We start from the raw sequence: 23323 nt of genomic DNA on the forward strand, positions 1-23323 counted from the left end.
TCAAATCATGAATAAATTATCGCAAAAAAGCATACACACAGGAACGTATGTTTGTAGTTTTAGTCTATTATTTACAGATTTATCAATATCCCTTCCCTAAAATCATATTTTGAATTTTCAAAGTTTAAATCCTGCATTTTCATTTTTTGTCTCAATTTATTTTATCCATAAAAAAAAAGAAAGAGTTCAATACTGAACTCCTTCTTTTTCACTCTACCAGGAACCGCCTCCGCCTCCGCCGAATCCTCCGCCGGAGAATCCGCCTCCGGAAGAACTCGTTCCCTGAGTCGTACTCATATTTTTATAAACTTCGCCCATAGCATCATCCATACACCTTGTCATGGAATGTACCATATACATTGGCATATAGGTATCATAATAACCGCCATACCACCATTCCGGTTCCGGAACTGCCAATGTTTCAAACTTCTTTGCCCATGTATCTGTCAGACCAAACACATATGCGAAAGGCAGTACCCGATAAAAATAGGACGGATTTTCTTCCACCAGACGTTCCAGACGATCCAGTTCTGCCTTTTCAATAAATGTTCTCAGACCAAGCAGTCTCCCACTCATTTCTAATTTGTAAGCGGTTGGACAAAGTGTTGCGGAAGCCAGAAACATTGTGATCGTATTTGCCAGAAGCACAATCACTGCACATACCGGGAACAATCCGTAAAACAGTTCATAAATCACATACATAACTGTAAGAACAACCCATATCGCTGCACATATTTTTGTAACTCCCTGTTTTACAAACGCTTTGTTTCTCTGCCGCAGGAGCAGGAGAAGAAAAAAGACAATTTCCAGGATCAGGATTGCTGCCATACGAATACTGGAACCAATTCCAAGAAATGCTTCCGCACCTCCAACCCCAAACGCAAGCAGGATTCCTGCCGCAATTCCGCACACAATACTGACAGTGGTAACATTCTTATCTTCCAGTTTGCGTTCTCCAAAGAAATAAGAAGACAGCGCTGCTTTCGCACTCGGAAGGCGCTTCGCCAGACGCTTTCCTGCCTCTTTCATTGTGGCAGTTGCACTTTTTCCAAACAGACCTTTGTAAAACACGCGGATATGCTCCGGTGTATCCATTGGCAGATCCTTCATTTTATGAAAAACAATCTTCGGATCTTTCTTACCATTTTGAATTTCTTCAATCGTAAGATACCCTTTCTCTGCCAACCAGAAAATCAACGACAAAATATCTTTGTCATCTGCACTGCCGTCAATAATATAACCTACCTCTGCACTGCTCATTCCTTCCGGCGGATAGAATTCTATTGTCTCTACAACTTTTTGTCTGCCACGTTTTGTGATAAAACGAAATACGGTAAAACACATCAGCACGATACTGAGCAGGGAGGCTATTACTGCCGGAATCACGCTTTCCTTTCTTTCCCCTACAAAATAGCCTTCCGGCAGTCTTGTAAATACGGTCAGACTTTCATGGGCTTGTAGTTCTTCCACAGTTCCATCAATCCTGTTTTCATTTACCGCCCAGGAGGCGCGTTCCGTATCTCTGCTCTCAAATGCCCCGGCATAAATTTCTGCACCGGAGAGATCTGCATCCTTTTCAAATGTTACATGAAACTCTGTATGATTGATTCTGGTATCCCATCCATTTCCAATCAGATTATAAAACAATTCATCATATTCGCTGATTCTGTCATCACCCATATCAAGCACATAAGTAATCTCGTATTCAGCCGGACCGATTATCGTTTCATCTTCATCTCCGATAATAATTCTCTTCGCACCATCTTCATTCTCTACCTCGTATGGCGCACCCTTTACCTTTATCTCTTCCACTTTTACCCGATAGTAGAACTTCTTCATCTTTCCATCTACTTCCCGGTTTACTTTCAGTGACAGTGGAATATCTCGATAAATTCCATGCCGCGGCTCATGAAATTGGACAGAAATCTCTTCTTTTACCTCAACAACCGCATCTTCCCTCACATTGGCATCGATCAGAAAATTCTTAATTTCATACCCGGCTGATGCGTTTGCCTCTGTTCCTCCTAAAGCTGTAAGAAGTACAAACGCTGTCAGCCACAGCAACCCTTGTTTGATTTTATTTTTCATAGGCTTTTCTCCTAAAAAGCAACACCTGACATTTCCTGTTCTTCTTCATGCGCTTCAAACATTTCCCGCTTTTCAAAACCGAACATCCCTGCAATGAGATTCGTCGGCACAGTCATTGTCAGCGCATTGTATTCTCGCACAACAGCATTATAATATTTCCGTGACTGCGCAATATCTTCTTCTGAAGCTTTGAGCTGACTCATCAGTTCCCGATAATTTTCATTTGCTTTCAAATCCGGATACCCTTCTGCCAGAGCAGAAATCTGATGAAGCGCGCCGGAAATCTGCTGTTCTTCTCTTCGCATCTCTCCCATCGTCAGAGCCGATGCACCTGCATTTCTTGCTGCAATCACCTTCTCCAGTGTCCCCGCTTCATAAGCTGTATAGCTTTTCACTGCTTCCACAAGATTCGGAATCAGGTCCGAGCGCTTCTTCATATAAACATCCATTATGGAAAATGCTTCCTCACAGCTAATTCTTGCCTTTACGAGCCGATTATACATTCCTGCAAAAACTGCACCGATAATGACAATTGTCATAACGATAAACAGCAGCACAATGATGAACGCCTTCATAGTCATTCCTCCCATCCGATCATTTTTACGCTTCTATACTACAGTAATTCTTTTCAGATCTTCCACCCAAAGAGCTGCACATGCATCGCTTGGCATCTTCAGATCTCCTCTCGGAGAAAGCCCTACTTCATTTACCTTCGGTCCGTCCGGCATACAGGAACGCTTAAATTGCTGAGAGAAAAATCTCCAGTAAAACTTACAGAGCCAGCGATAAATTTCTTCCGGCTCATACACTCCGGCAAACGCATGGACAGCCAGACGATAAATTTTGCTCGGCGTAAATCCATAGCGCATCATATAAAACAAAAAGAAATCATGAAGTTCATACGGTCCGACAAGATCTTCTGTCTTCTGTGCAATCTCTCCTTCTTTTGGAGGAAGCAGTTCCGGACTTACCGGTGTCTCCAACACATCCAGCAATACCTTCTTCAATTGCTGATCTTCGCAATGCTCAGCATAATATTGAACAATATAACGAACCTGTGTCTTCGGAACGCCTGCGTTGACTCCGTACATAGACATATGATCCCCATTATACGTTGCCCATCCAAGCGCCAGTTCTGACATATCTCCCGTTCCGATTACAAGACCTCCCAGTTCATTTGCCACATCCATCAGAATCTGCGTGCGCTCTCTTGCCTGAGAATTCTCATAAGTTACATCATGAACAGTCTCATCATGTCCAATATCCTGAAAATGCTGTTTCACAGCCTCTTTGATCGGAATCTCCTGCAAAGTTGTTCCAAGCTTTTCTGCCATCAGACACGCATTCGTATAGGTACGATCTGTCGTTCCAAAGCATGGCATCGTAACTGCCCGGATATTTTTTCGTTTCAATCCTACCATATCAAATGCTTTTGCAGTGACAAGAAGCGCCAGTGTAGAATCCAGCCCTCCTGAAATTCCAACGACGGCGTGCTTCGCATTGGTATGCGTCAATCGTTTCTTTAATCCCATTGCCTGCAGCATCAGAAGCTCCTTCATCGCTTCGTCACAGGCATCTTTTTGTTCTGGGATGAACGGATTTGCTTGTATATGTCTCGTTAAAGTGATTTCTTCTGCTTCAACATAAAACGGCACACGAATGTGATCATGTTCTTCCGGCTGAAATGTCGTATTTTTTCTGCGCTCACTGATCAGTTTCTGCACATCGATTTCACTGTAAATGATTTCGTTGCTAAATTGCTCTGATTCGCAGAGAAGTTCTCCATGTTCCAGAATCATATTATGACCGTCAAATACAAGGTCTGTCGTTGATTCCCCTTCTCCTGCATTGGCATATACATAACCGGCAAACAACCGCATCGAATGTGCTGCCAGAAGATTTCTTCTCATCTGTGATTTTCCCATCGTCTCATCGCTGGCAGAACAATTGACAATTACCGTTGCTCCTGCCCTTGCAGCTCCAATACTCGGCGGAATCGCTGACCACACATCTTCACAGATTTCTGCTGAAACGACAAGTTCTTCCATGGTAACTGCCTGGAAAAGCAGCTGTGGTCCAAATGGAATCCGCTCTCCGTCAAACAAAATCCATTTTGCCTCCGCAGGTCCCGGCTGAAACTGTCTCATATCATAAAATTCTCCATAATTAGGAAGAAATGTTTTCGTTACAATTCCAAGAATTGCACCGTGATTTAATACGACAGCCGTATTATAAAGCTTATGTTCAATTTCTAACGGCGCTCCCACAAAGAAAAGTCCATCCATATGTTCTGTTGCCTCTGCCAGTATATGAACTGCCTCTTTCGTCCGCTTCAGCAGAAGTTCCTGGCCGAACAGATCACCGCATGTATAACCGGTCAGACAGAGTTCTGGAAATACAACAACCTTCGCCCCCTGTCTTTCTGTTTCTTTCATTGCTTCTAAAATCTTTTCCATATTATAAGCCACATCGGCAACTCGTATCTCTGCTGTCGCTGCCGCCACTTTTACAAACCCATTTTTCATCTTCATTTTCCCTTTCTCACAGGCCGTTTCAGCGTCTTATCGATTTGCTTTCTTTAGGAGCTCCTTTAACTCTTCTATAGAAAATGTGTAATTCCGATTACAGAAGTGGCAATTCATCTCCACTTCCTTTCCTTCGCTAATCAAGCTCTGGAGTTCTTTGCGCCCAATGCTGATCAGTGCACGCTCCACACGCTCCTTAGAACAATTGCAATAAAACTCTGCCGGCATCTGATCGGTAAATTCCACATCCATCCCCTGAAGCACTTCCTGAAGAATCTGTTCCGGTGTATATCCGCGGTCCAGCATTGCCGTAACAGAATCAATTTTTTTAATATTTTCTTCCAGACGATCAACAACTGCATCTTCGACAAACGGCATGACCTGAACGATAAATCCTCCTGCCTGACGCACAGTATTATCTTTATTCATCAAAACACCCAGGCCGACAGAAGACGGGATCTGCTCAGATGTTGCGAAATAATATGTCAAGTCTTCTGCAATCTCACTCGTATGCAGAATTGTCTGTCCCACATACGGTTCCTTCAGTCCCATATCCTTAATCACATTCAGGATTCCAAGTCCCAGCGCCTCAGCTACATCAAGCTTTCCTTTGGCATTTGCGTGAATCAGCACTTCCGGATTGTTCACATAGCCTTTTACCCGGCCCTGATTGTCGGCTGTTACCGTCAGTCCTCCAATCGGTCCGTCACACTGGATCTGAAGCGTCAAAAGATCACTCTCATTCTTCATCATACTTCCCATCATCGTTCCGGCTGTCAAAAGCCGTCCCAGAGCAGCCGTTGCTACCGGACTTGTATTGTGCGCTTGTCTTGCAGCCTCTACCGTATCCTTTGTCGTTGCCGCAAACGCCCTGATCTGATTGCCTGCCGCTGTTGCTCTTACAATATAATCTGTCATAATCTCTCTTCTCCCTCTAATTCTTGTTTCATTTATTCCATTTTCTGGTTTATCTGTTATCTGCCATCTTCTGACACTCTCTTGCAACTACATAAACACGCTCACTCATTTCAGATGGCGCTTCTTCTGTAAATGCCTCATAAGCTGTCACAAATTCCAGTCCTGCCTTCTCAAGAAGCTCCTTCATCGTCTCTAATTCATATGCTTTCTGATAATGTGTTTCCTGATATCTCCGATACAGATCTTCTTCCTCCCGGATAAACAGACTCAACTCATACTCATTAATTTTTTCTTCTTCATAATAATAATTATCCCAGATAAAGCTGCATTCTTCCCTGCTCTCTGCAATCGTACGATCTCCAAGTAATTCCCGGTATTTGTACGTTGTATTAAAATCAAAAATAAATATACCGCCCGGATCCAGATAATTATTCACGAGCCGAAATACTTCACAGAGTTCTTCTTCCTCTGTAATATAATTCAATGAATCACAGACACTGATCACTGCCCGGACGGTTCCATATAATTCGAACTCCCGCATATCCTGCAGTAAATACAAAATATCATGTCCCGATGCGATCCGTTTATCCATCGCAATTTCAAGCATCTCTTCTGATACATCGACACCGATCATATCATATCCATTTTGTGCCATTATCTCGGTGAGTGTTCCGGTACCGCATCCCAGATCCAGAAGCAGACCATCCCGGATGTCATACTGAACTAATCGTTTTCTAATATAAGCAGCCCATTCTTCATATGGAATGTTATCCATGAATGTATCATAGACCGCCGCAAACCCTGTATATGCTTCCATGTTATTCCTCCTGTTTCATCTTCCCATTATAGCAAGACTGTCTCTCGATGTCGATATCTTTACACAAGGATTTCCATCGCTTTTTCCTATTAATATACTTCACTTCCGAACGGCATCAGCGCCAGCTTAGCAAGTTTAAACTGCTGTATTCCGAACGGAATACCGATGATCGTAGCACAAAGCACTGCCCCGATCAGAACTGATTCTAATGCCAGCGGCAGCCCTGAAACTATGATCCATATAATATTCAACAGAAGCGATCCTGCTCCGCCGCCGTATTTTACTTCCTTTCCAAACGGAAAGAAACTAAGTGACGCAAATTTAAAACACTGCAGTCCCACAGGAATCCCGACAATCGTAATACACCAGAGCACTCCTGCAAACAGCCAGCTGATCCCGCTAATAAATCCTCCACAGAAAAACCATAATAAATTTCCTAAACATCCCATATTAAAATTCAACTCCTCTCTCGATCCGGTACAATTCTTTCAGGACACGATTTACATTGATCCGGGCATTCACAACCTGATCCTGCATCTCTCCAATCTTCTGCTGCACCATAAGATCTACTAAAAAATTATCAAAAAAGAAATCTGCAAATACAAGGAAATTATCAATTTCTATATTCATTCCTACACAGTCGTTGATATCCTGAAGTTCTCTCTGAAAATTCCAGAGCGCCTTCTTAACCTCCTCCAGTTCTTCCATTGCAGAATTGACTTTCCAGTGTTTCACAAAGCTGATCACAGATCCTCCTCCGATCACATCCAGCCATCCCCAGGATTTTGCGCTTGAAAGATATTTCTCTGCATTTTCTAATTTCTGCATCGCAGCCTCTCCTGCATGAATAGCCTCTCTTAATTCTTTTCCATAGTTTGTTACTTCTTGCATTATCATATTCTCCTTTCTCTTCTTTGCAGCTTCTCTGCGGCAAATGCGATAGAGTGGATAATAAAAAAAAGACTCCTATTATGACATCTGCCACAATAAAAGTCTTGCGTTCTCATTTGATACGGATACCTCTCGGTATCGATTGACGGTTTCAAACCCATCCCGTAGGATGTTTGGCTACTCCCTTTTATCTGCTTGCTATTAAACTAGCATTTTTTAATGATTTTGTCAATAGATTTTTCAAGTATTGATTGCTTTTCTGCCCTTTGCTTTCACATTTTCTTGACACCCTTTCTTACCCACGTTATAATGAACTGGAAAATTTGAACGGAAAGGCAGGTGAGCAGCATGGACGCAGGAGCCAGTTATCCTTCGTGGAGCTTTATAGACAATTTCATCAGGAAAAGGAGTTTTTGTTATGAACAAAGAAATCTTTATGGATCTCTTACAGGCGCGGGAATTCAAGGCTGTAAGAAGTATTTTGAATGTCATGAATGCAGTGGACATTGCTGCTCTCATGTCAGAACTGGAAGATAAAGAGCTTGCACTGGCATTTCGGCTCATTCCGAAGACTAAGGCTGCAGATGTATTTGCCAATATGAATAATTCCATGCAGTCGTATCTCGTTGAGATTTTTACTGAGAAAGAATTGAAAGAACTTCTCGACGAGCTCTTTCTGGATGATACCGTTGATCTTCTCGAAGATCTCCCGGCAAATCTTGTGACACGGATTCTGGAGGCAGTAGACCAGGAGAAACGCACGAAGATTAATACACTTTTAAATTATCCGGAAGACAGCGCCGGCAGTGTAATGACAACAGAATATGTCGATTTGAAGAAGACAGACACTGTGCGCCAGGCGCTCTCCCATATCAAACGAACCGGAATCCACAAGGAAACCATATATACCTGTTATGTTTTGGAGCATCGCCGTCTTCTCGGCATTGTTTCTGCCAAAGATTTGATGACGATGGATGACGATCTCACAATGGAAGAACTGATGGAAACTGAAATCATTTCTGTTTCTACTCATACAGACCAGGAAGAGGTAGCCAAACTGTTTTCAAAATATGATCTGCTTGCGATTCCGGTGCTTGACCAGGACGATCTCATGGTAGGTATTGTTACGTTCGATGATGCGATGGATGTCATCGAAGAAGAGACAACAGAAGATATGGCTCTCATGGGCGCTGTAACTCCAAGTGAAAAGGGATATTTTGAAGCCAGTGTATTTGAACATGCCAAGAACCGTATCGTCTGGCTTCTCGTTCTTATGATTTCTGCTACATTTACCGGTATGATCATTACGAAGTATGAGAATGCATTTGCGGCAGTCCCGCTTCTTGTATCCTTCATTCCAATGTTAATGGATACGGGCGGAAACTGCGGCTCCCAGAGTTCTACATTGATCATTCGCGGTCTTGCACTTGATGAATTCGAATTCAAAGACATTTTCAGGATTATGTTTAAGGAATTCCGCGTTTCTTTACTTGTAGGCGCCTTTCTTGCCCTGGCAAACGGACTGCGTATTTTCCTAATGTATAAAGATATCTCTCTGGCTATTGTTGTATCACTCTCTCTTGTAGCTACAATCATTATTTCTAAATTGATCGGCTGTACACTGCCGCTGTTTGCCAAAAAATTCCATTTCGATCCGGCAATCATGGCGGCGCCTCTCATTACAACAATCGTAGATACCTGTTCTGTCATGATCTATTTCCAGATTGCAACAATGATTTTCCATCTGTCAGTTTAATTACTTAAAAAGCTGCGGAACGCCAAAATGTTCCACAGCTTTTTTTATTTTCAGAGAGCAGCTTCTCTTTTGTATTCTATTTTACTTTAATTTCGTGAATCCATCCTTCCGGCGCTTCAATTCGTCCCATCTGGATTCCGGTCAGTGTGTCATACAGCTTCTTCGTAACAGGTCCCATCGCTTCCATACCGCTTGGGAAGCAGATTTCTTCCCCATGATCCACAATCTTTCCTACCGGAGAAATAACTGCTGCTGTCCCACAAAGTCCACATTCTGCAAATGTTTTTACTTCTTCAAGTGTTACTTCCCGCTCTTCCACTTCCAATCCCAGATATTCTCTGGCAACATAGATGAGTGAACGTCTCGTAATCGAAGGTAAAATACTGTCTGACTTTGGCGTAATCACTTTATTATCTTTTGTGACAAAAATAAAATTCGCACCTCCGGTCTCTTCTACTTTTGTTCTTGTACCCGGATCCAGATATAAATTCTCATCATATCCTTCTTTATGAGCTGTCATAATTGCATGAAGGCTCATTGCATAGTTCAGTCCGGCTTTAATATGTCCTGTTCCATGCGGCGCCGCCCTGTCAAAATCAGATACTTTAATCGTAAGCGGCTTTGCACCGCCTTTAAAATACGGTCCCACCGGTGTTACAAATATACGGAACTGATATTCATCTGCCGGTTTCACTCCAATGACTGGATTTGTGCCAAACAGATATGGGCGAATATATAAAGTAGCTCCGGAGCCAAACGGCGGAACCCACTCAGCATTCGCCGCTACAACTTGCTCCACTGCTTCCACAAACTTCTCTTTCGGAAATACCGGCATTTCAAGCCGTCTCGCAGAATCTTCCATACGCTGTCCATTCAGATCCGGCCGGAATGTGACAATTCTTCCGTCTTCTGTTGTATATGCTTTTAATCCTTCAAAACACGTCTGCGCATACTGTAGTACACCTGCACACTCATTGATAACGACATTCGCATCCGATGTCAGCTTTCCTTCCTGCCATTTCCCATCTTTAAAATCTGCAACGTATCTCTGATCTGTCTGTACATAGGCAAATCCAAGATTGGCCCAGTCCATCTCTTTTTTCTCCATATTCCTTCACTCCAATCACTATTGCTGGCACATTTGCACTTTTTATGCTCTTCATTATAATACGGTCAAACATAAAATTCAAGAGTGCGCTCTGTTTTTATTCTCTTAGCGTTCGTTCATGCTGATCGCCTCAATTCCAACGCTTCCCCCTCTTACCACTTCAATCTGCTGAAATTCTTTCTGCATTAATTCAATTACGGAATCATTTTTCGCTGCTGTCTGAACGAATTCTAAAAGCAGGCTGTCTCTTCCGTAGTCCACAACTTCAGCCCGAAACGCCTGGGCAATCTGAAAAATCTCTTCCTTATCTTCATGACTGCAATTTCTGACTTTAATATATAAAATCTCTTTCATACAAACAGAAAGATCTGTAAAATCAATGACTTTAATCACTTCTACCATACGGTTCAGCTGCTTTTTAATCTGCTCAAATGTCTCTTCATCGCTTTTTGTCTCCAGCGTCATCCGAGACACCGTCGGATCTTCCGTTGTTCCGACGGTCAGACTCTCCAGATTATAACATTTCCCTGAAAATAACCCTGAAATCTTAGAAAGCACACCTACCTGATTCTCGACATATAGAGAAATCCATCTCTTTTTCAAATGATTATTCATATCCGTACCTCCTAACTCATCAGCATTTCTTCCAATGTACCGCCCGGCTTTAACATCGGATATACCATTTCTTCACTGTCAATAATAAACTCTATCACTGTCGGTGTTTTCGTATTTTCCTTTGCCTGCAGAAACGCATCCCGGATTTCTTCCTCTTTTGTAACCCGGATTCCGCAGGCTCCATAACTCTCTGCCAGCTTCACAAAATCCGGAAGGTATGGAGGACATTCGCAGTTCCCGCATTGACCGTCACAACTTCTCCGATACTTCAAACAAGTCATCGAATACCGCTTCCCATAAAATAATTTCTGCCATTGACGCACCATCCCAAGAAAACTGTTATTAAACACGCATAAAACAAGTGGCAGTTCCTGTGCTGCAGCTGTCGCCAGTTCCTGAATATTCATCTGCATGCCTCCATCTCCGGAAAACATAACTACTGGCACATCCGGACATGCGATCTTTGCACCGATAGCACCAGTCAGACCATATCCCATTGTTCCAAGACCGCCTGAAGTCAGCAAACGACGTTTTTCATTGAGACGAAGAACTGCGTTACCCACATCTGATGCTGTCCAACATCCGTCACAGCAATCATATCATCAAAAACTTCGTCTGCAGTTTCAATGATTTTCTGAGGACTCATACCATTTCTCTTTTTCATCTGGAGCGGATACGCTTCTTTCCAGTCTCTGATCTGGGCGATCCAATCTTTCTTTTCGCAGTTTTCCACATATGCTAGCATTTTCTCAATCGCTTCTTTCGCGTCTGCAACGATTGGAATATCTACCTGAATGTTCCTGGAAATAGATGCCGTATCAATATCAATATGAACAATCTGTGCATTTGTAGCAAATTCATGCAATTTTCCGGTAATCCGGTCATTAAAGCGTGTGCCGATAGAAAACAGAAGATCACAGGCCCCTACCGCCATGTTTGCCGCATAGGTACCGTGCATTCCAAGATTGCCGATATACAGCGGATGGTCTGACGGAATTGCTCCCTTTCCCATAATCGTTGTCACAACCGGAATTCCTGTCTTCTCCACTAATTGGCGAAATGCTTCGTTGGCTCTGGAAATATTCACACCGCCGCCCGCCAGAAACAGCGGCCGCTCTGCTTTGTGGAGCATCTTGATCCCTCGTTTTAACTGACCAATATGTACCGGTGGATTTGGCTTATATCCACGAATCGATACTTCCTTTGGATATTCCGAACTTCCAAGTTCTGCCATGACATCTTTCGGAAGATCTACCACTACCGGACCCGGCCGCCCTGTCCGGGCAATATAAAATGCTTCCTTCACAATTCTTCCCAAATCTTCTCTTCGTTTCACAGTAATTCCATATTTGCAGATTGTTCGTGTGATTCCGATGATATCCACTTCTTGAAACGCATCATTGCCGATCAGATTCACCGGAACCTGGCCGGTAAAGCATACAAGCGGAACGCTGTCATAATTGGCAGTGGCAATTCCTGTCACAAGATTCGTTGCTCCCGGACCACTTGTCACAAGGCAGACACCAACTTTTCCGGTTATGCGTGCATACGCATCTGCCTCATGCACAAGCGCCTGTTCATGCCGCGGAAGAATTACTCGCGTATGATCCTGTTTCCACAATTCGTCACAAATATCTATTGTGCAGGCGCCCGGATATCCAAATAATACCTCAACTCCTTCTTCTTTTAATGCTTTTACAAGTAATTTATTCCCTGATATTTTCTTCATCCGCTTTCCTCCTCTATTGCCTCTGATAAAAAAACACCCCGGACAAAACTGCCGGGGTGCTCATTCTCTTCCAGATAACGGAACTTCTAATACGCTCCCGTGTCATTCATGAATTCCGCAGCCATTGCGGAATTTCTTCAATAAAAACATTATATGATTACATTACATCAATGTCAACACAGCGTATTTAACCAACTCTCAGATTAAATTATATCAATTCTATTGTATTTCTATACTCGCTCATATTTAGCAAAAACATATTCCAAATCGAAGTACGTCTGCTCCTCTGTAACTCCTGTCATCTTCCAGTCTTTCATTTCGTCCAGGTTTGGGAAAAATGTATCAGCCTCATAGACATGGTCGATCTTCGTTACATAAGCTGTATCACAGTACGGGAGCAGCTGACGGTAAACGCTTTCCCCACCGATTACATAAATATCTTCCGATGGATATTTCTTCAGCTCTTCTATCATCTCTTCCAATGTTCCTACAACTACAGCGTCCTTTACTTTGTAATTTTGATCTTTTGTCAGAACGATATTGGTTCGGTTTTTCAGCGGCTGTCCCCCCGGAAAACTTTCCAGTGTCTTTCTTCCCATCGCAACGACTTTTCCGCTCGTCGTCTCCCGGAAAAACTTCATATCTGCCGGTATACTTACGAGAAGCTTATTGGATAAGCCAATCGCCCAGTTTTTATCTACAGCAACAATCAGATTCATGTCTTTCTCCTCCTAAACTGCAATTGGAATATTTTTAATCTGCGGTCCAGCCACATACTCATCCAGGCGTACATCGTCTTTCGTAAACTGATAAAAATCTTTTATCTCCGGATTCAGCCAGAACTTCGGTGCAGGATGCGTCTCTCTTGTAATCAATTCCTCCACAAGTGGGATATGGCGGTCATAAATATGTGCATCTGCAATCACATGCACAAACTCACCCACATTCATATCGCAAACCTGCGCCAGCATATGTACAAGAACAGCATATTGACAAACATTCCAGTTATTAGCTGCCAGTACATCCTGAGAACGCTGGTTTAAAATTGCATTTAATATCAGACGATCGCTTCCTGCCTTCTTCGTCACATTAAATGTCATACTGTAGGCACATGGATACAGATTCATCTCATGCAGATCCTGGTGTACATATATATTCGTCATAATTCGTCGGCTGTACGGATTATTCTTCAGATCATAGATCACCCGGTCAACCTGATCCATCGTTCCCTCACGATACTGATGCTTTACCCCAAGCTGATATCCGTATGCTTTACCGATAGAGCCATCTTCGTCTGCCCAACTGTCCCAGATACGCGGTCCCAGATCATGAATATTATTCGATTTCTTTTGCCAAATCCATAAAAGCTCATCCGTACAGCTCTTAATCCCGGTTTTGCGAAGTGTCAGCGCCGGAAATTCTTTCGACAGATCATAGCGGTTCACAACTCCAAATTGTTTTACCGTATATGCCGGCGTTCCGTCTTCCCAATGCGGGCGCACTTTTTCTCCTTCTGTGCTGCATCCATGATCGATAATCTCACGGCACATTTTAATAAACACCTGATCTGCATAACTCATGTCTCTTCCTCCTCATTTCTCCTATCTGGAATGAACCAGTGCAAATACTTTTGCCTTAGACAGCATCTGCAAAACTACATATAGAAGCAGTGCATCTACCGGCACAGATACGAGTTGTTTTACCGCTCTTGCCGGAAGCAATACAAAAAATGCCTTTCCATACATGACAGACAGCCACAGCGTTCCAAGCAGCAGATTAACGAGCACCGCTACAAGAATCTTCGCTGCAAAAATCCGTTTCAAATTGATTGGGCGATGATAGAGCATGATTCCGTAGATCACCGGTCCGAGAATCGCATTCAACGTCCACCCAAAGAAAAATGCTCCGGTCGGCTTCATAATATATTTAAGGATGTCTCCGACGCCTCCCATGAGCCCGCCTACGACAGGTCCAAACATAAATGCAGCCAGTTCATTGGCCAATCCTGAAAAGCCGATTCTCAGAAAATCTGTTACCTGAACAGAAAAATAACCGAGAATTACCCCGACCGCAATCAGCATTGCCGTAATCGCAATACAATTCACATGCTTTAGTTCACACCAGGAGTTTACAAACTGTTCTTTTAATTTTCTCATAAAAAATACCTCCTTTGCAGTAGTCCGAAAGCTACGCATAGCAGGTATACCTTCCCGGGAACTTCAGGCTCCTTCTCTATGTGTAGCAGCGGGATGCGAAATGCGCACCGCAAGTATAAATACTTTTCGTTCAGCCGGCAACTCCCCGTCCGTCTGACACTTAACGCGCTCATCTCTACTCTGCTCTTGCTTAATTGTCTATACAGGCAACAGTTACCTGTACAATCACAAGTGTAACACAATTTTGGCAGGATAGCAACCTGCCTTTTTCTTAAAAATGGGTACAAAAAAAGCACGAGACGGGATTCGAACCCGCGACCCTCGCCTTGGCAAGGCGATACTCCACCACTGAGCCACTCGTGCATCTTTTGTTTTGTTCAGCACCGCTTGAACAATTGATATTATATTACAGGCAACCACAGATGTCAACACTTTTTTTAACTTTTTTTTTTTTTTTTTGTGATTGCCTGCACAACCATATCTTTAGAATCCCAATTCTTCTCCTACGAGAATGACTTTAATTCTTCCCTCATGTCTTGACCGTCTTGTCACAACAATCTCACAACACATGCAGCCCGGAGACTGGCAGTCACCGCACATTCCTGTCATTTCACAAGGTGTATTCGGATGAAGTCTTGCTGCATTGGCAGGACTGGATACATTGCGGATTCGTGGAACTGCACTTTCAATATCCGGCACAATCTTATTCACACCTGCAATTACAATTACATATTTCGGTCCATGGATCAGGCATGCTACCCGATTGCCGTTGCCGTCAATATTGACAAGCTCTCCGTCCAATGTAATTGCATTTGTACTCATAAAGAAATAATCTGCTCCAACAGACTTCTGATAAAATGCTCTCTGCTCTTCCGGTGTCTTCGCTGTTGACCGGTCAAGCACATCATAATCTCCATTTTTCAAAAGATCCATCACACCGCTCTCAGAAAGCGTCACAGAGCCTCCCCAAGTCACAGAAGCTCCTTTTTCCACCAGTTCCTTTACTTTCTCTACCGCCTCTTCTTTTGTTGCACAGTAGAAGCCTTCCATATTACGTTTTGCAAGTCCTTTGATAATTCCTTCTGCCTGCTTTGCATATGCGATTTTTTTAGCTTCATTCATCATACTGCACCTCCTGTAAAAATTAGTTTTTAAAACATTCTACAATGTTTGTATAACCCATTTCCGCCAGCTGTTCTTTCTGGAACTTTTTATTTTTCTTCATATTCAGGACTGTAACCTGCTTACCAGCGGCACGCTCATCACATGCTGTCTTCATAATGTTGATAAATTCACTCTGCGGAAGCCCTTTCTCTAACAGGTAAGCTTTCTTTTCTTCCTGATGCGGTACTTCGTATCCTCGTTCAAGAAGCAGCATGACAATTCTCTCAAATCCAATGGAAAATCCACATGCCGGCGTATTCTGTCCGGTAAATTTGCCAATCATCTCATCGTATCGTCCGCCGCCGCCAACAGACCCCCCGATTCATCCATAGCAATCTCAAAAATCGTACCTGTATAGTAAGACATCCCACGCACAAGCGTTGGATCAAATTTGATCGCAAAATCTGCTGATTTTACTTCCAATACACTTGTAATAATCTTTTCCAGACTGTCTGCCACTTCTGCGTCCAGATATCCTTCCAGCTTTTCTTTACAGAAACGAACGCCTTCCACATCTGTCGTAATCAGCTCAAACAATTCCAGATATTTATCGATGGATTCCTTCGCATACCCGGAAGCTGCCAGCTCCGATGCCACTCCCTCCAGTCCGATCTTATCCATCTTGTCTAAAATGATAAATACATTATCATAATCTGCTTCTGCAAATCCGCTGTAAGCTGCCATTGCTTTTAACATTCTTCTGTCATTAATCCGGATCGTAAAGTTTTTAAAATCAAGCTTTCCAAGCAATGTTGTCGTAGCAAGGATAAGTTCGATCTCTGCAATATTTCCAGCCTCACCGAGAATGTCAATATCGCATTGCATAAACTGGCGGAAACGTCCTCTCTGAGGTCTGTCTGCACGCCATACATTTCCCATCTGAAGTGCCTTAAACGGAGAAGGCAGCTCATTGGCATTGTTGGAATAATATCTGGAAAGCGGAAGTGTCAAATCATAACGAAGTCCTCCGTCTACAAGATCTGCCTCTGTCTTAGCTTCCGCAAGTTTCAATTTCTCGCCGCGTTTCAAAATCTTGAAAATCAGTTTTTCATTTTCTCCACCCTGTTTACTGAGCAGGTTATCAATATGTTCTACACAAGGAGTTTCCATTGAAGAGAAGCCGAAACTTTTGTAAGTTTCTTTGATCATATGAATGACATAGTCTCTGATCTCCATTTCTCTCGGAAGCATGTCCTTCATACCAGTTACCGGTTTTTTCTTTAATGCCATAATAATTCTCCTTTTCTGTCTATCATTTCGTCTATTCGTGCAATGTATTCTTTCAGATCTTTTACATTCTCCGCACGTTCAATCCGACAGCCGTTCCCGGAAGCTTCCGGCCACACCGCCTTTGTGCTGGCGCCCGCCCCGCAGGCAACGATTGTCTGTTTCTCTTCCATAATAAGTATATTGTATATTCCCGCTTTGTCAACCTTCGCATAGCCAACATTTTCAAAATTTCCTGCGATATTTTTCTGACGGTACAGATAATAAGGCGTCATCCCCATCTTCTCTGCATATTCATAAGACAATTCAATCATGCCGGACAGATCTTTCGCCATCTTTTCCTCTTCCTCAGCTGTTCTCCGGAATTCTTCCATCTGACGAAGCTTTGACGCCCGCTTTACCGCAAGAGAATGTACGGTAAGATTGTCTGGATCCAGACGACAGATTGCCTTTAATGTATCTTCCATATCCTCCGGTGTCTCTCCCGGAAGCCCTGCGATCAAATCCATATTAATATTGTCAAATCCAAGTTCCCGCGCCATCTGGTATACTTGTATGATATCGTCTACCGTATGTCGTCTCCCGATCAGATCCAGTGTCTTCTGCTGCATCGTCTGAGGATTAATTGAAATACGGGAAATCCGATGTTTTCGAAGCACTTCCAGTTTCTCCCTCGTAATACTGTCCGGACGACCTGCCTCCACGGTAAATTCCAGCAAAAACTCATAAGAAAAGGTCGCTTCCAAATGGCTCAGCAGGCGGTCGAGCTGCTCTGCACTCAATGTTGTCGGAGTCCCTCCGCCAATGTAGATTGTATTTAATTTCTTTCCCTGCATATGCAATCCTACCGCGGAGATTTCTTTAAACAATGCTGTCAGATACTCTTCCACATAATTCTTCCAGGAAGCAAGCGGATAGGAAGTAAATGAACAGTAAATGCATGTTGTAGGGCAAAAAGGAATCCCCACATACAAGCTGTATCCATTCTCATAATCCAGCTTTTCCAGAAGCATTTTCTCGCGCTTTGCAATTTCCAAACCCAGTCGCGCCTTCTCCTCAGTCATTAGGTAATGCGTCTGCATCTCCTCTAAGATTTCTTTTTCTTTTCGTCCTTCTTCGAGAGCTCCCATCATAATCTTCGTCGGACGAATTCCGGTAAGGATTCCCCAGGCAAGTCCTTTTCCTGTCAGTTTCTCATATGTTTCGTAAACAAATCTATTTACAAAATACTTCTTTTCCTTTCGTTCCGGGATGTTTTCCACACTTGCATGGGGAATTTCCAAAAGTTTTTCTCCATTTCTCTCTGCTTTTATCAACAGATCCGCTTCCGGACAGATTTCCTGCACAATTTCTTCTCCCGGAAAAAATGCTTTTGTCAAATGATATACATCATACGGATATATTTCATTCTGAAAAATTAATTTGATCATAGTTTCCTCCTGTTATTTGCCGGAAACAAAATTTGGAGGATGCCTCGTCTCGCCGAAGCATCCTCTGTCTGCTCATATTGCTATACAATATATGGATTTTGTTTCTTCTCATCTCCAATGGTCGTTGCTCCCATATGCCCCGGAAATACCTTCACTTCTTCCGGAAGTACAAGAAGCCGTTCTTTGATGGAACGGATCAATGTACTTTCGCTTCCCGTTGGAAGATCACTTCTTCCAACCGATGCCTGAAACAGTGTGTCTCCGCTGAAAAGCATATTCTCCTGTTCCATATAGTAACAGCAGCCATCCGCCGTATGTCCCGGTGTGTAGATCACACGGAAACGAAATCCGGCAAGTGCTAATACCTGTCCATCCCGTACTGTTTCAAGATGCTCGAGTGTCAGTCCATTCGTATAAGTTGCCGACAGGTTCTTTTTCGGATCATCCACGATGCACTCCTCAGAATCATAAATATATACCGGCATCTCATAGTCCTCACGCAGCCCCGGAACTCCCATCATATGGTCAAAATGTCCATGTGTCAGAAGAACCGCCACCGGCTTTAATGCTTCCTGCTCCAGATACGCTTTCATCTTCTTATTATATCCGCCCGGATCTACGATCACAGTCTCTTTTGTCTCTTCATTTATCACAAAGTAACAATTCGTTCCCAAAATTCCTGCTGAAAAAATCTCTATTTTCATAATTTGCTCTTACCCCGCTGTACGTTCTATATCCATAATCTCCGGAAGCTGTCTTAGCTTCTCTGTCACTCTCGTCAGTTCTTCCCTGCCATGCACGACAAAGCCCATCTCAATTGTTCCGATGCCCTGTTTGTTCGTTCGAACATTCATCGTCTTCACATCAATCTTCATCTCTGTAAAGACTTTGGAAATCTCCATTAAGACACCCGGCTTATCTGCTGCATACATCTTGACCTGAGCCAGATACGTTCCCTCACCGCCGGCGCTGCCTTCATTCTCCCACTCAGCATCGATCAGTCTTGCCCGTTCAGCTTCTGTCAGATGCAGCACATTCACACAGTCTGTCCGGTGAATCGTAAGTCCGCGTCCGCGTGTAACGAAACCAACAATCTCATCTCCGGGTACCGGATTGCAGCATCTTGAAAAACGTACTGCAATATCGTCAATTCCTTTCACAACAATTCCACTCTTGGACTTTGTAACATGTACTTTGTTCTTAGCCGCCTCCGAAACACGTTCAAGAATCGTCTCATCTGTGATAGCTTCTTTATGGTCCTTCGTATACTCTTCTACAAGCCTGTTTACAACCTGACCTTCTTTCAAGCCGCCATGACCAATTGCCGCCAATACGGAATCCCAGTCACGAAAACCGTATTTCTGCTGCACAACCTGTTCATATTTCTGTTTCAAAAGATCTGAAAGCGTAATTCCTTTGGACTTACAGTATGCATAAAGCATCTCCTTGCCTCTGGTAACATTCTCTTCTTTGAATTCTTTCTTAAACCACTGATTGATCTTGTTCTTCGCCTGTGTACTTCGGACGATATTCAGCCAGTCACGGCTTGGACCTTTGGAGTTCTGAGATGTCAGGATCTCAATGCGGTCACCGTTCTGGAGCTTATATTCAATCGGAACTAATTTCCCGTTCACTCTGGCACCGACCATCTTATTACCGACAGCGCTGTGAATACTATAGGCGAAATCAATCGGTGTGGAACCATTCGGAAGGTGCTTCACATCTCCATTCGGTGTAAAGCAGTATACCTCTTCTGTAAACAGATTCAGATCTCCCTTGAGCAGACTCAAAAATTCTCTGTTATCTGTATTCTGCTGCCACTCAAGAATCTGTCTGAGCCAGCTTAATTTCTCTTCTTCCTGTACTCGGATGTTCTTCTTCCCGTCATTGGATTCTTTATATTTCCAGTGAGCCGCGATTCCGTATTCTGCCGTCTTATGCATCTCTTCTGTCCGGATCTGAATCTCAAACGGCTGTCCGACAGAACTCATAAGCGTCGTATGGAGCGACTGATACATGTTCGCCTTCGGCATTGCAATATAATCTTTAAATCTGCCCGGGACCGGTGTATACATCTCATGGATCACACCAAGAGCCGCATAGCAGTCCTTTACGGAATCTACAATAATACGCACAGCAAATAAATCATAAATCTGATCTACTGTCTTATCCTGATTGACCATCTTTCGATAAATGCTGAAGAAATGCTTTACTCTTCCCTTCACATCTGCCCGAATCCCTGCGTTGGCCATATGATTGGAAACTTCATCCACAATCTGACTTACAAATTCTTCTCGCTCCGTCTTTCTTGCATTAATCTGTCTGACAAGATCAAAATATACTTCCGGTTCTGAATATCTGAGCGCCAGATCATCAAGTTCTGTCTTAATCTTGGAAATACCAAGCCGCTGTGCCAACGGTGCATAGATGTCCATTGTTTCCTGTGCCTTCTCCTTCTGTTTCGCCGGCGGCCAGAATTGCGCTGTTCTCATATTATGAAGACGGTCTGCAAGCTTGATCAAAATAACACGGATATCTTTCGACATGGCAAGAAACATCTTACGCAGCGTCTCTGCCTGCATCTCAAGCTTATCTTTATCCTTTGAGTATGACAGCTGACCGATCTTCGTAACACCTTCTACAAGAAGCGCAACTTCCTCTCCAAACTGTGCTGCAATCTCTTCCGATGTCATTACCGTATCTTCTACAACATCATGCAGAATTCCTGCAACAATTGTCTCTTTATCCAATTCCAGATTGGCAAGAATAATTCCTACCCAGAGCGGATGAATGATATACGCTTCCCCTGACTTTCGAAACTGTCCTTCGTGGGCATCCTTTGCAAGCTGATAGGCTTTCTGTACGATCGTGAGGTCTGCTGACGGATGGTATTTCCGGATCCTTTTGATCAGAACATCATAAAGTTCATCCGGATCCTGATAGTCTTTCGGGTCTTTGACTGCGTGTCCATCTACAATCTTTAATGCCGGATTCTCAATCTTCTTGCTTTCTTCTTCCATCTCTCTTCCCTCCCATTCCTTCGTACAAATAAAAAACGTGTATTTTATTATACCACTCTTCCCTGCAATATTCAAATTATTCCTTTATAATCATAGTAATTATCGATAATTTTGGACAACAATCTGCATTTTTTTCTGTCCTCTGTACTCATTGATCCCCGGATAATAGGTAAATGCCATCCTGGCTCCTTCTACTGTCCCATATACAGATTCCACATAGGTATAAAATGCTTCAACATCTCCAAAATACATTGCTTCCAGACAGGTGCCTGCATTATCTCTCACATACATTTTCAAAACATTTTTATTTTTGCCCAGTATCCTTGCTTCCAGAATTTCCAGGTTTTTCTCCACAAACAGAGGTTTTCGGTTCCCTTTTCCAAAAGGCGCCAATAATTCTATCTCATTTACAAAAGATTCTGTTACTGCTCCCAAAGGCATCTGCATATCAATACTTACCTTTTCAATCAGATCTTCCTCTGTCAGTCGGCAGAGATGATTTAACCTGCTGCGGAATTTCTCCAGATTCTCTTCCGGCATAGAAACTCCTGCCGCCAGTTTATGTCCGCCGAATTTTGTAAATAATTCACTGCAGCGGTTCATTTCCTCATACATATGATACGTTTCAATGGAACGTCCGGAGCCTTTGATTCCCTCCTCAGCCTTCGTTAAAACAAACACCGGTTTATGGTACCGCTCCCGGATTCTTCCGGCCACAATCCCCGCCAGACTTTCATGGCAGTCCGGAAGATACAATACAAGCACCCGGTCTTCCGGATACATTCTTCTGCCTGAGCCGCCGCCAGTTCCACTGCCTTTTCTGTCATATCTTTCCGGTTATCATTTAAAGCCTTCAACTCTCCTGCCAGAATATCTGCATCCCGCTTATCGGAAGCTTCCAGAAGCCGCAATGCTCTTTTCGCAGTATCCAGACGTCCTCCCGCATTAATACATGGACCAATGACAAACCCAATATGATACGTTCCGACTGTTTCCGGATCTACACCTGTTACTTCCATCAAAGCTTTTAATCCATGATTTTTTGTCCGTCGGAGCATTTCCAAGCCCTGCTTTACAAAAATCCGATTTTCGCCAACAAGATCCATCACATCTCCCACTGTAGCAATTGCCACATTTTCCATGAGATCATCAATTTCATCTGCATCGCCTGCCATCACATTGTATACTGCCTCCATAAGCTTATAAGCCACCGCTGCACCGCAAAGCCCTTTAAACGGATAAGGACACCCTTCCTGCTTTGGATCTACCACCGCATCTGCCGGCGGCAGATGATATTTACGCCCTTCCTCCGTCTCCTCAAATGGAATTTCATGGTGGTCTGTCACAATAACTGTCAGTCCCATCTCCTTTGCATAGGCAATTTCCGATGCCGCTGCAATTCCATTATCACACGTCACAATGGTATCGATTTCTGCTTCCAATGCCCGATCGATCAGATCCCGGTTCAATCCATATCCGTCTTTCATCCGATCGGGAATATCCGTATCTACATTTCCGCCAAGCCTTCTGATTGCTTCTGATAAAATATAGGTTGCATTTACTCCATCAATATCATAATCGCCAATAATTCGTATCGCATCACCTCCGCGTATCTTCTCGCAGAGAATTTCAACCGCAACATCCATATCTTTCATCAACATTCCGTCGAAAAGATCTGCAATCGTTCCATACAGATAATTATGAATTTCCTCTTCGGATATCACATCGCGATTTCGTATCAGACAGGCAAGTCTCGGACTGATTCCGAATTTTTTTCCGATTTTCTGAAAATCTGCTCCTTTTCTTAAAATAAACCATTTCTCCATATAAATGCCCCATTTATCCAAAAAGGGCGTTCCGCCTTCCGGAACACCCTCCT

Annotated in this window: 17 protein-coding genes, 1 tRNA gene, 3 pseudogenes and 1 riboswitch; of the genes and pseudogenes, 1 reads left to right on the plus strand and 20 read right to left on the minus strand. The window is 43.3% G+C overall.

The window, feature by feature from the left end:
- Positions 1 to 213: 213 nt before the first annotated feature.
- The 7 genes from DWX73_RS07455 to DWX73_RS07485 form a co-directional block, all read right to left on the minus strand.
- Entirely contained in the window at positions 214 to 2088 is a 1875-nt protein-coding gene (locus DWX73_RS07455; protein WP_118348225.1) for a DUF2207 domain-containing protein, read from the minus strand.
- A gap of 11 nt (positions 2089 to 2099) precedes the next feature.
- Positions 2100 to 2663: a LemA family protein gene (locus DWX73_RS07460; protein WP_118348226.1), complete on the minus strand. Its 564-nt coding sequence runs from the start codon at positions 2661 to 2663 to the stop codon at positions 2100 to 2102.
- A gap of 33 nt (positions 2664 to 2696) precedes the next feature.
- A complete protein-coding gene (locus DWX73_RS07465; RefSeq protein ID WP_118348249.1) occupies positions 2697 to 4613 on the minus strand; it encodes an NAD(+) synthase in 1917 nt (638 codons plus the stop codon).
- A gap of 36 nt (positions 4614 to 4649) precedes the next feature.
- Positions 4650 to 5531 (minus strand): Hsp33 family molecular chaperone HslO, encoded by an 882-nt coding sequence (gene hslO, locus DWX73_RS07470; protein WP_118348227.1) that lies wholly within the window; start codon positions 5529 to 5531, stop codon positions 4650 to 4652.
- 49 nt (positions 5532 to 5580) lie between these two features.
- Entirely contained in the window at positions 5581 to 6348 is a 768-nt protein-coding gene (locus DWX73_RS07475; RefSeq protein WP_118348228.1) for a class I SAM-dependent DNA methyltransferase, read from the minus strand.
- 89 nt (positions 6349 to 6437) lie between these two features.
- Positions 6438 to 6797 (minus strand): YccF domain-containing protein, encoded by a 360-nt coding sequence (locus DWX73_RS07480; protein WP_118348229.1) that lies wholly within the window; start codon positions 6795 to 6797, stop codon positions 6438 to 6440.
- A 1-nt stretch (position 6798) separates the two neighbouring features.
- Entirely contained in the window at positions 6799 to 7239 is a 441-nt protein-coding gene (locus tag DWX73_RS07485) for a hypothetical protein (protein WP_118348230.1), read from the minus strand.
- A 418-nt stretch (positions 7240 to 7657) separates the two neighbouring features.
- On the opposite strand from DWX73_RS07485, the gene mgtE reads away from it, so the two are divergent.
- Entirely contained in the window at positions 7658 to 8995 is a 1338-nt protein-coding gene (gene mgtE, locus DWX73_RS07490; protein WP_118348231.1) for a magnesium transporter, read from the plus strand.
- Between the two features lie 76 nt (positions 8996 to 9071).
- Here mgtE and DWX73_RS07495 read toward each other — a convergent pair whose 3' ends face one another.
- The 13 genes and pseudogenes from DWX73_RS07495 to recJ form a co-directional block, all read right to left on the minus strand.
- Positions 9072 to 10103, minus strand: a complete 1032-nt coding sequence (locus DWX73_RS07495; RefSeq protein ID WP_118348232.1) for a branched-chain amino acid aminotransferase — start codon at positions 10101 to 10103, stop codon at positions 9072 to 9074.
- 105 nt (positions 10104 to 10208) lie between these two features.
- The gene (gene ilvN / locus DWX73_RS07500) at positions 10209 to 10718 is read right to left on the minus strand and encodes an acetolactate synthase small subunit (protein WP_118348233.1); all 510 of its coding nucleotides are present in this window, start codon (positions 10716 to 10718) and stop codon (positions 10209 to 10211) included.
- An 11-nt stretch (positions 10719 to 10729) separates the two neighbouring features.
- Positions 10730 to 12447 (minus strand): annotated as a pseudogene (gene ilvB, locus DWX73_RS07505) (biosynthetic-type acetolactate synthase large subunit).
- A 230-nt stretch (positions 12448 to 12677) separates the two neighbouring features.
- A complete protein-coding gene (locus DWX73_RS07510; protein ID WP_118348234.1) occupies positions 12678 to 13166 on the minus strand; it encodes a dihydrofolate reductase in 489 nt (162 codons plus the stop codon).
- Between the two features lie 12 nt (positions 13167 to 13178).
- Positions 13179 to 14027 (minus strand): thymidylate synthase, encoded by an 849-nt coding sequence (gene thyA / locus DWX73_RS07515; RefSeq protein ID WP_118348235.1) that lies wholly within the window; start codon positions 14025 to 14027, stop codon positions 13179 to 13181.
- A 21-nt stretch (positions 14028 to 14048) separates the two neighbouring features.
- Complete coding sequence (locus DWX73_RS07520) at positions 14049 to 14603, minus strand: folate family ECF transporter S component (protein ID WP_118348236.1); 555 nt, start codon at positions 14601 to 14603, stop codon at positions 14049 to 14051.
- A gap of 84 nt (positions 14604 to 14687) precedes the next feature.
- Positions 14688 to 14788: riboswitch (THF riboswitch) on the minus strand.
- A gap of 106 nt (positions 14789 to 14894) precedes the next feature.
- Positions 14895 to 14966: transfer RNA gene (locus DWX73_RS07525), tRNA-Gly, on the minus strand.
- A 120-nt stretch (positions 14967 to 15086) separates the two neighbouring features.
- Complete coding sequence (locus DWX73_RS07530) at positions 15087 to 15725, minus strand: lactate utilization protein (protein ID WP_118348250.1); 639 nt, start codon at positions 15723 to 15725, stop codon at positions 15087 to 15089.
- Between the two features lie 22 nt (positions 15726 to 15747).
- A pseudogene (hisS, locus tag DWX73_RS07535) lies at positions 15748 to 16997 on the minus strand (histidine--tRNA ligase).
- Positions 16988 to 18424 (minus strand): coproporphyrinogen dehydrogenase HemZ, encoded by a 1437-nt coding sequence (gene hemZ / locus DWX73_RS07540; protein WP_118348237.1) that lies wholly within the window; start codon positions 18422 to 18424, stop codon positions 16988 to 16990. The pseudogene hisS and the gene hemZ overlap by 10 nt, the downstream one beginning before the upstream one ends.
- An 80-nt stretch (positions 18425 to 18504) precedes the next feature.
- Positions 18505 to 19128 (minus strand): MBL fold metallo-hydrolase, encoded by a 624-nt coding sequence (locus DWX73_RS07545; protein ID WP_118348238.1) that lies wholly within the window; start codon positions 19126 to 19128, stop codon positions 18505 to 18507.
- Between the two features lie 9 nt (positions 19129 to 19137).
- Positions 19138 to 21444 (minus strand): RelA/SpoT family protein, encoded by a 2307-nt coding sequence (locus tag DWX73_RS07550; RefSeq protein ID WP_118348239.1) that lies wholly within the window; start codon positions 21442 to 21444, stop codon positions 19138 to 19140.
- Between the two features lie 99 nt (positions 21445 to 21543).
- A pseudogene (gene recJ / locus DWX73_RS15525) lies at positions 21544 to 23270 on the minus strand (single-stranded-DNA-specific exonuclease RecJ).
- Positions 23271 to 23323 lie beyond the last annotated feature (53 nt).

Source organism: Coprococcus sp. AF21-14LB, assembly GCF_003458885.1.
Classification (GTDB): Bacteria; Bacillota; Clostridia; order Lachnospirales; family Lachnospiraceae; genus UBA9414.